At 33.2% G+C, this 8,941-nt stretch carries 11 protein-coding genes; 2 read left to right on the forward strand and 9 right to left on the reverse strand.

What is annotated here, in order from left to right:
- The 4 genes from K4G57_RS08710 to K4G57_RS08725 all read right to left on the reverse strand — a co-directional run.
- Positions 1–511: restriction endonuclease subunit S (locus K4G57_RS08710; protein WP_221561847.1), on the reverse strand; the 511-nt coding region annotated here is incomplete at its 3' end.
- Positions 490–660: a hypothetical protein gene (locus K4G57_RS08715; RefSeq protein ID WP_221532798.1), complete on the reverse strand. Its 171-nt coding sequence runs from the start codon at positions 658–660 to the stop codon at positions 490–492. The genes K4G57_RS08710 and K4G57_RS08715, both read right to left, overlap by 22 nt.
- Before the next feature lie 107 nt (positions 661–767).
- Positions 768–1,415: a hypothetical protein gene (locus K4G57_RS08720; RefSeq protein ID WP_221532797.1), complete on the reverse strand. Its 648-nt coding sequence runs from the start codon at positions 1,413–1,415 to the stop codon at positions 768–770.
- Positions 1,416–1,450: 35 nt separating this feature from the next.
- Positions 1,451–4,417, reverse strand: a complete 2,967-nt coding sequence (locus K4G57_RS08725; protein ID WP_221532796.1) for a type I restriction endonuclease subunit R — start codon at positions 4,415–4,417, stop codon at positions 1,451–1,453.
- Positions 4,418–4,546: 129 nt separating this feature from the next.
- On the opposite strand from K4G57_RS08725, the gene K4G57_RS08730 reads away from it, so the two are divergent.
- On the forward strand, positions 4,547–4,855 hold the full coding sequence (locus K4G57_RS08730; protein ID WP_221532795.1) for a hypothetical protein: 309 nt from the start codon (positions 4,547–4,549) through the stop codon (positions 4,853–4,855).
- On the opposite strand, the gene K4G57_RS09165 is transcribed toward K4G57_RS08730, so the two are convergent.
- The 5 genes from K4G57_RS09165 to K4G57_RS08745 all read right to left on the reverse strand — a co-directional run bounded on the left by K4G57_RS09165 (position 4,823) and on the right by K4G57_RS08745 (position 7,394).
- A complete protein-coding gene (locus K4G57_RS09165; protein WP_236033298.1) occupies positions 4,823–5,224 on the reverse strand; it encodes a replication initiation protein in 402 nt (133 codons plus the stop codon). The genes K4G57_RS08730 and K4G57_RS09165 overlap by 33 nt on opposite strands.
- A gap of 33 nt (positions 5,225–5,257) precedes the next feature.
- The gene (locus tag K4G57_RS09170) at positions 5,258–5,428 is read right to left on the reverse strand and encodes a hypothetical protein (protein ID WP_236033297.1); all 171 of its coding nucleotides are present in this window, start codon (positions 5,426–5,428) and stop codon (positions 5,258–5,260) included.
- A 74-nt stretch (positions 5,429–5,502) separates the two neighbouring features.
- On the reverse strand, positions 5,503–5,595 hold the full coding sequence (locus K4G57_RS09175) for a hypothetical protein (protein ID WP_236033296.1): 93 nt from the start codon (positions 5,593–5,595) through the stop codon (positions 5,503–5,505).
- A 354-nt stretch (positions 5,596–5,949) separates the two neighbouring features.
- Complete coding sequence (locus tag K4G57_RS08740) at positions 5,950–6,873, reverse strand: hypothetical protein (RefSeq protein ID WP_221532794.1); 924 nt, start codon at positions 6,871–6,873, stop codon at positions 5,950–5,952.
- The gene (locus K4G57_RS08745; protein ID WP_221532793.1) at positions 6,873–7,394 is read right to left on the reverse strand and encodes a hypothetical protein; all 522 of its coding nucleotides are present in this window, start codon (positions 7,392–7,394) and stop codon (positions 6,873–6,875) included. Before K4G57_RS08745 ends, K4G57_RS08740 begins: the two co-directional genes overlap by 1 nt.
- Before the next feature lie 994 nt (positions 7,395–8,388).
- On the opposite strand from K4G57_RS08745, the gene K4G57_RS08750 reads away from it, so the two are divergent.
- Positions 8,389–8,724 (forward strand): restriction endonuclease subunit S domain-containing protein, encoded by a 336-nt coding sequence (locus K4G57_RS08750; protein ID WP_221532800.1) that lies wholly within the window; start codon positions 8,389–8,391, stop codon positions 8,722–8,724.
- Positions 8,725–8,941 lie beyond the last annotated feature (217 nt).

Here is an 8,941-nt window from a genome sequence, read left to right on the forward strand (position 1 = left end):
CTAATTCTTTTTCTAATTCTTTTTCTAATTCTGTAAATTTATCCAAGATTGCAACAATTGCATTTTGCACTTCTAGAGGGGGGAGGGGAATTTGGATTTTTGCCATTACATTACTCATTAACTTAGAATTTCCTATTGATTTATTAACAAATTTTTTAGTTGTAATTCCAAGTATGTAGGATATAAATTTCGTATTAATATTTTTTTCCTTGACTTGCAAAATTCCGCAAACATTTGTAACGCTAAATTTACCATAACGATAAAATACGCTTCCCGCATAAACTCCGTCAGTAGTCCAAGTTACATATTCGCCATCATAATCATAAGAAGATATTTTCCCAAGCATTCCTTCATTTTCAGTTTGTGATGAATAAACAGGATAATTTCCTGCGTTGTTTGTTATATAAGTTTTTGAAATAACTTTTCCTCGTGATATTGTGCATATATTTTCAATAGCTTTATACTCCACTTTTTCATATTTTAAGAATTCTAAAAGTTCTTTTGTTTGCATATTAACCTCCAAAACATTTTATTTGAATCTTTAAGAGATTCTATATTTTGGGATTTTTCGCTGCGCTCAGAATGACAAACTTCGCAAAGCGGCTTATACTCCACCCCATTAGGGCATAATTCGTTAAGTAGTTTTTGGATTTTATTCATTTCTATTCCTTTTGGGCAAAATGTGGCATTCTCTAAACAATTTAAACTGCCTTTTAGCTTGTGATGCTATAATGATAGGATTTTCAAGGTGGCACTTGCCACTAGCCCTAAGGAATTTCTTTCTTAGGGTGTTTCTTGCTTCCATAGTCTAACAAATCTTGATTAAAGCCTCCTAGGATGTCATTAACAAAATATATAATTCTTTTTGGGTGCAGAGAAACAACAAGTTTTTCGTTTTTAACGTTACATATCGTTACGCTTAGTCTAGGTCCATTCTTATTCATTTTATAAAGATTTTCAAAATGAAAGGCTCTGTTTCGCAATAAATGCAAAAGTTTCATAATTACGCTGACTTTATGATGCCTTAATAATCTATTATGATTTGAGCTAAAGCTATTTTTGTTATGTTTATAGTATGTTTTAAAATCCAAATTATCTAAAAAATTTTTATCAAAAATTTTATTGTGAATCTTAAAATGCTCCACTACCTTCACCCAAAAACCAAAGCTTTGCTTGGAGATTAGCTCGTTTTGACTCAGATTCTCAAACCCACCACCTATAAGCAAGGTAAGCCATTTAGGATTATGATTGAGCATAATCCTATGAATCTTGTTGTGTAAAATAATTTCTAAAATACCTATTTTATAGGAAATGTCACCTATAAGGGCAAAATTATCCTCGTGCTCTTGTAAATCACTATAAGCATTTAGTCTATCTTGCGAAAAAAGATCTATGCAATCTGTTTCATTTAACATATCCCACCCTTTTGTTAAGAATTTAACAAAATCTCTCACATTTCTTCTTTTTTCAAAAACGCTTGGAATTTCTCAAAGAAAGCTTTGAGCTTGGCAATTGCTTCTTGTCTTTTAGCGTAACTGCCTTTAGTAAAAATGTTTGTGTTGGGTAAAAGGTCTTGAATCTTTTTTCCTTGGTCTTTAAAAAAGTTAATCTCAAAGGCGTCTTGCAAATAGTCTTTGGTTTCATCTGCATTAAGATTTTCTTCTTTGATGATAGAATCTAGCTCTTGTTGGGATTTTTCTTTTATGTAGGCTATAAAAGAGCTTTTAAAATCTACATTTTTATTGTTGTCTATTGTGTTTAAAAATTCCTCTATCAGCTCTGTTTTATCCCTCAAGCTTGGGCTACTTTGCACAAGCTTTAAAATGTTTTCTTTTTTAGATTCTGATTCTGTATTTGGGCGGTAGGCTTCTAGCAAAAAGATTATGTAATCTGCGTGAATGTCATTTTGCTTGATAAGCTCAATTTCAAAGCTCAAATCTTCTGCTATGCTTTCTTTTTCTTGTGTTTGTTTGAAGTCTCTATAAAGCTCTAAATAATGGCTTTGGTAGTCTTGTTTTGCCCTCTTTGGTAGTGGGTCTCTCTCTTCTGTAAATTCATCAAAGACACTTAAGATGTTTTCAAGCTTTAGAATCTCATTAAAGAGTTTAATAAAGGCTTTTTGCTCCTCTTTGGTTAAATGGGCGATATTTTCAAGCTTAAAATGTTCTAAAAGCTCCTCGCACTTTTGGCAATAGTCTTTGAAATACACCTCAAAACTCTCAAGCAAAACAATGCTAGAAGCGTTTTCATCGCCAAACATTGCAAGGCTTTCGTTAGTGTCTTTTTCTAAATCTCTAAAGCAAACGACATTTCCATAGACTTTTTGTTCGTTTAGGATTCTGTTTGTGCGCGAAAAGGCTTGAAGTAAGGAATGGTGTTTGAGATTTTTATCCACATAAAGCGTATTAAGGGTTTTAGAATCAAAGCCGGTTAAAAACATATTCACTACAATGAGTAAATCAAGCTCTTTGTCTTTGACTTTTTGTGAAATGTTTTTGTAATAGTTATCAAATTTCTCTAGGCTAAAACTTTCTTTAAAACAGCGGCTATAGTCTTTTATCGCTTCGCTTAAAAAAGCTTTAGCACTCATCTCATCTTTGCAAGGCTCATCTAAATCTTCGTTTTGTTCATAAGAGTAAATAAGCCCGATTTTTAAGGGCTCTTTTTGTGGATTTGCTTTGATTTGCCTTTGAAATTCTGCATAATATTTCTTTGCAAAATCCACACTAGCAGTAGCAAACATCGCATTAAAGCCTTGCTTTCTTTGGTTTTCTAACGTATAGGCGTTTTGCCTCTTGGTATGGCGGTTAAAAGTTTCTAAGATATAAGAAACAATTTTTTTGATTCTATCTTCGTGCATGAGGGCTTCTTCTGTGTCAATTCTAGACACTTTTTCCTCTTTGTTCTCTTGGTCTTTTTGTTGCATTGTAGAGAGGTAGCTCACTTTAAAGGGCAAAACATTTTTATCTTTAATTGCATTTAAAATCGTGTAAGAGTGCAGACAATCGCCAAAGGTGCTTTGGGTAGTTTTTAGCATTAGCTTCTTACTTTCTAGGTCTGTGGTGTAGTTTTTGCCCGCATTTTCTGTAAAAATAGGTGTGCCTGTAAATCCAAAGATATAGTATTTTTTGAATTTCTTAATAATGGCTTCGTGCATTGCGCCAAATTGGCTTCGGTGGCATTCGTCAAAAATAAAAACGATTTCTTCATTAAAAACCTTAGAATTTTCGTATTTTTTGATGAAATTTGAAAGCTTTTGAATCGTGGTGATGAGGATTTTGCCATCCTCGCTTTCAAGTCGCCTTTTAAGCTCTTTGGTGTCGTTAGTAGAATTTGCGGCACCTTTTTCAAGCTTATCATATTCTTTTTGTGTTTGGTGGTCTAGGTCTTTTCTATCTACAACAAAAAGCACTTTGTAAATAAAATCAAGTTGCGTAGCTAAAAGGGCGGTTTTAAAAGAAGTGAGCGTTTTGCCACTCCCTGTGCTATGCCAAATATATCCCCCGCCTTGTATGCTACCATAGAGCTTACAAGAATGAGCCATTTTAATTTTATCAATGATTTTTTCACTCGCGCAAATTTGATAGGGGCGCATAATCAAAAGCTCTTTATCGGTATTAAAAACGCAATATTTTGTAAGGATACTTAAAAGCGTTCTTTGAGCTAAAAAGGTCTTGGTAAAATCCTCCAAATCCTCAATTTTATTGTTTTTGCTATCGCTAAAGCTTATGCAAAAGGTATAATTATCATTAAGGCTCTTAAAATCGCGTTTGGAATTGCTGTAATATTTGCTATAAGTGCCATTGCTGATAATAAAAATTTGCACAAATTCAAAAAGGGCATGAGAAGCACTAAAGCTTTCCTCTTGGTAGCGACGAATTTGATTAAAGGCTTCTTTAAGGTCTATGCCCCGTTTTTTAAGCTCTATATGCACCAAGGGCAAACCATTTACAAGTATGGTTACATCATAGCGATTTTTTGCCTTGCCAGAATCATTGCTAAGCTGTGAGAGTACTTGCAAATGATTCTTAAGAGGATCTTTTTTGTTTAGTAACAAAATATTTTTATGCTCTCCCTTGTCGTTACAAAAAGGCAAACTCTCATTATCAGTTTGCAAAAGCCTTGTTTTATCTTCCACTTTTAAATTTTCATTTGCAATATGCTCTTTATAGAATCCTTCCCATTCTGATTGGCTAAATTGTATATTATTGAGTCTCTCTAGTTGGGCTTTTAGATTATTTTCAAGCTCTTCTGTGTTTTTTAAGGTTAAACGTTCATAACCTTGCGCTTCTAGCTCTTTGAGTAAGAATCTTTCTAAGTCTGCTTCACTTTGGTAAGACTTGGAGACTCTTGGCGTAAAATGGTATTGTGCAATGATCGTTGAATTTTGATTTTGTGCGATTAAGTCGTTTTTCATCTTTTCTCTTTTTGAAAGTTTTTTGTGCGTTGCGCTCTTTAGCTAAATCTTAGCCAAGATTCTCTAAAACTTCTTTAAAATTTAGTTATCATAGCAAAATCCATAATTCAAATTTGTCATTCTAAGCCTTTGGGCGAAGAATCTCAAAATATAGAATCTTTTAAAAGTTCTAAATCTGCAAACCTTCCAAATGCTAAAAATGCGCAATCCCATTTTAAAGATTCCCTTACAAATTCTTCCCAACCTTACAAGATTCCACATTTTTCTTTTTCACAAAGAAAATCTAATGAGGACTTAGAAACTCCACATTCTCGCCTGCTTCGTGGTGCGGAAATCGGGGAAAAAGGAGGCAGTAGTGCCCTCCGCCCGATTGAAGCTAGAAGCAGATTCAGCGAGGCACTCCCTTTACCAAAAGAAAGGAAGCTTTTCTTTTGGTAAAGGGAGCGGGGAGGGATTAGATTTTCTTTGTGAGAAAAAGAAAATAGGACAAAAGGGGGTGCGGATTCTGCCTATTGTGATTCTAAATCCACCCTTTGTGATTCTAAGCCTTGCAAAGAATCTAAAAATATAGAATCTCTTAAAAGTTCTAAAGTAAGAGAGATTTATCCCTATGCGCTTATCGTTGTTTTTATAGTCAAATATAAACTCTAAATCTGTAATTTTACGCCCTGTTTTAAAGGTTTTAATATCAAGCAAAATTAGATTAGATTTAGCATTTATGTCTTTTTTGGCTTGGTCTAACACAAAGCGTTTAAAGTCTATCCATCTTTCAATGTAGATTTTTGGCACTTCTAGGATATTCTGCAATACCGCTAAATTTAAGCTGTGTAAAATCCCGTTTTAAGTCAAGTAGATATTCTGTAAGGCAATCATTGAGTTAATAAGTAATATAACCTTGCCCTTCCTCGTATCGTATGCTTTTAAATAGTGTGTAGCCTTGAAATACGTTTTTTCTTTCATTGTCTTTTCATCAAGCAGCTTAAAATCCTCAATATAAATTTTTTGTAACATAGATTTACATAAATCTCTTATGTAGTTATAGTCTGACTCTTTGTCATTTCTTTGCCATACTTGCATTATTTCACTCAATGGAATCTCACACACTTGGAATAGTTGCTTTTTTGGTTATTGAGCTGTGCTACAATCCACATAAAGAATTTCATCTCATTAGTGTTCATATCGTATTTAGCGTATATGAAGCGATTATCTTGCGTTACAATAGCCTTACTTGCTCGCTTTTGATTGATTTTTTTCTGTTTTCATATTTTGAAGCTCTCTTAGTTTTATTAAAACAAACAAGAGGTATCATCGCATAAGGGCTTAGGCGTGTTTGTCCGCCCAGCCTAAACAACCTAAGCTATAAAGCAAGGGTTGCAATTATGCAAATTAATGCTATAATTACGATGATATACATTAAAATAATTTACAAGTGAGCATATCTATTATTTGATTTAATATCTAAAGGGATTCCAAAGAATCCCTAATGGCATTCTTTTTTTGAAGTTTAGTTTTTGTTGTAAATTACAGAACTATTAAATCTTTTTGTTATCTTTGGACTCCCTAAGCAATGTTTGCATTATGGAATCACTTGTGGAATTTGATTCTAACTTTTCTTTGTTTTCTAATATATCTAGCACAGATTGAAAAGTGAGGTGAGAATATCTAATAATTAAAGATTCCGCGTTCAATGACTTGTTTATGAGTGATGAATATTCCCATTGTCCTGTTTCTTGATTTTTTTTCAAAAGAACATTGTAGATTTGCGCACCATTTTCCTCCTCATACGATTGCACTTTTGCTATGGCTTCTATAATTTCTCCTCTTTGTTGTGGTGAGAGTTTATCGGCAATATGAGAGAAAAACACACTATAATCTTCCTCTGGCAAACTATGATTTAGAGCCATATCTTTTGCTTCTTTTTCTGTGTATGTTTTAGTGGGTGGATTCTCTCTAATCTCCCTCACAGAATAAGCGTCCATAATGTATAGTAACTTAGAATATCCTTCTGTCCCTCCATCACCCATTAAATCTTTTTCTTCTTGCGTGTATTCTCGCGCTGTTTTTGGAGCAAACTCAACTTTTTCAATCTGTTTTGCTAGTTGAATTAAGTCATAATTTTCTCTTGCAACTTCCGCCATTATTTTATCCATTTGTTGTTCTAAAAACCTCAAAGATTGTTCATATTCATTTTTTGTAGGTATCTCTATATTTGCCGATTTTGTCGCAATTTCTTGCTTCCAAACATAAGTGCTTGGCTCTGATACTAAGAAAATCATTCTCTCATTATTAAGCGTAGGATAGTTATAATATTCTCGCACTTGCTTCAAAAGTTCCTCATCAGAAATTTCCACTTTTTGCTCTTTGTTGTGTTTTGCTTCTAAATTTGTATTTCTATTTAACAGAACATTGGAACCTTCATAATTAGCATAGACATTTGTCTGATTATTAACACGCATTAATACCTCCAAAAATAGCGACTATGATTTCTTATAACATTATTTACTTCATTAATAACTTGTCTATTTTCTAATAATTTATTTGCATAATATCTATCTGCGCTTCTTGTATAGACAGAGTTATATTGATTCATACCAATGATAGAAACATTAACTTGGTTTGTTAAGTGGTTTAAGGTCGCAGAAACAACAGAAATATAACGCCCACTCCCATCATCTACATTGAGAGGTAAAAGTTCATTTTTATAGCTTTCGTGCAATCTATAATAAGCTGTATAAGATACCCTTGTGCCTCCATTATTTGCTATTCCATAATGATACATTAGATTTCCACACCCATTATCATCAAATAATGTCGCCCCTCCCACAACCTTACTCATCTCATCATCATTTAAGAGTTTCACACCTGCACTTTGTTCGTTAAACTTTCCATTAGTTGCGAGTGCAATGAAATCTACTTCAGCAAAGAGTGCGCTTGAGATTCCGAAGATTAATAAGAACCCTAAAATTAATTTTTTCATTCTTTATTCTTTTTTTAAAAATCAATAATCTTTTATTGTAAATTGCAGAATCTTAAAAAAGTATAAAGGTTTTTTTAATTCCCTTTAGTTTGCTAAAGATTGTTGCACAAAGGAACAGATTTGCTTTTATGGTTTATTTTACAAAAATTACTCTGTTTCTACTCATTCCTCTATCTCTTTGCCTGTGTCGTTGCACTTGTCTTTCTTGTTCTTTTCGTCTCTCTATAACTTGGCTAATTCTGTGCTTAATTGTGTCTGTAAATTCTTTTTGAATGTTTCTCTTTCTTGCTGGATAGTTTGTATTAAATTCTTGTTGGAGCTGGAGAGATTCTCTAACATTTTGGATTGATTCTCTAAAGCTCTGTCTCTTTGTTCTGATAGTCTTGTATTTCGTTCTGTAATCTCTCTATTTCTGCTATAAGCTCTGCTTCTAGTATCGTCATCTTGGCTTCCTTGTGCTATTGGATTTTGAAATAAAATTCGTTGTTCTGTTTGATAAGCTCTTTCTTGCTCATTTGTATAAATTTCTCTCCACTCTTTGTTGTTATTGTTCTTTCTTTTGAGATTTGATAAGGTCTTAGTATTAATTCCCTTTTCAGTTCCTCGCTTATGTTTTATTCCTCAAAGCTCAAGCAACCAACACAAGTTTTATGCTTTTGCGTCATTGATTCTATCAGTTCTCTTGTTATCTTTTTTTAGTTTTAAATTTTCTGATTCTGAAATATCAAAATGCAATATCTTAAAAAATGATTTATTTATCACTCCTTCATCTGAAAATATTGATGAGATAGGGTTTGCCTGTGTGGCAATTGAGGATATGCCTAATACTTGTTATAGCTACCACATTATGCGTTTTAGAATTCAAGATAAACAAATTAATCCCTATTTTTTGCGATATTGTTTTGAAACTGAAAATCTACGAAAACAAATTTTGAAACACGCACAAGGAATTACTAGATTCGGATTAACCCAATCCAAATGAAAATCTTTACTCATTCCCCTCCCTCCTTTAGAAGTGCAAAATGCAATTGTTGAAATCTTAGATAAATTTACAGAATTAGAAAAAGAATTAGTAGCCAGACGCAAACAATATGAGTATTACAGAAACAAACTCTTAAGCAAGGAAGAGTTAGAAAAACGTGCAAGAAAGTATTTTGCAGAGATTTCGGCTTTGCCTCAATACGACAACTCCCCTTGTGATTCTAAGCCTTGCAAAGAATCTCAAAACATAGAATCTCTTAAAGGTTCCGTTACAAATTCTTCCCAACCTTACAAGATTCCACATTTTTCTTTTTCACAAAAAAATCTAATCCCTTCCCTCTGCGCTTAATCTAGTAAAAAATCAGGCAGGAGACACTTCTGCTCCTGCTTTTTCTGATTTTTCACACCACGTAGGGGTCGCAGATTCTGCCTATTGTGATTCTAAAAGTTCTTTTGTTTGCATCGTTTTACCTTTAGTTAATACTTTGCTTTTTAAGAAGTAAAAACAAGGCTTTGACTTTATAAAGTAAGAATCTTTCATTAAGAGCCTTAAAGATTCTAGTTAT

The organism is Helicobacter turcicus (assembly GCF_019711685.1).
In the GTDB taxonomy this organism is placed as follows: domain Bacteria; phylum Campylobacterota; class Campylobacteria; order Campylobacterales; family Helicobacteraceae; genus Helicobacter_D; species Helicobacter_D turcicus.

Excerpts from the sequence above, each read along its gene's own strand:
- K4G57_RS08745 (WP_221532793.1), bottom strand. The coding sequence starts at position 7,394 with ATGAAAAAATTAATTTTAGGGTTCTTATTAATCTTCGGAATCTCAAGC.
- K4G57_RS08725 (WP_221532796.1), bottom strand. The coding sequence starts at position 4,417 with ATGAAAAACGACTTAATCGCACAAAATCAAAATTCAACGATCATTGCA.
- K4G57_RS08740 (WP_221532794.1), bottom strand. The coding sequence starts at position 6,873 with ATGCGTGTTAATAATCAGACAAATGTCTATGCTAATTATGAAGGTTCC.
- K4G57_RS08720 (WP_221532797.1), bottom strand. The coding sequence starts at position 1,415 with ATGTTAAATGAAACAGATTGCATAGATCTTTTTTCGCAAGATAGACTA.
- K4G57_RS09170 (WP_236033297.1), bottom strand. The coding sequence starts at position 5,428 with ATGTTACAAAAAATTTATATTGAGGATTTTAAGCTGCTTGATGAAAAG.
- K4G57_RS08715 (WP_221532798.1), bottom strand. The coding sequence starts at position 660 with ATGAATAAAATCCAAAAACTACTTAACGAATTATGCCCTAATGGGGTG.
- K4G57_RS09175 (WP_236033296.1), bottom strand. The coding sequence starts at position 5,595 with ATGAACACTAATGAGATGAAATTCTTTATGTGGATTGTAGCACAGCTC.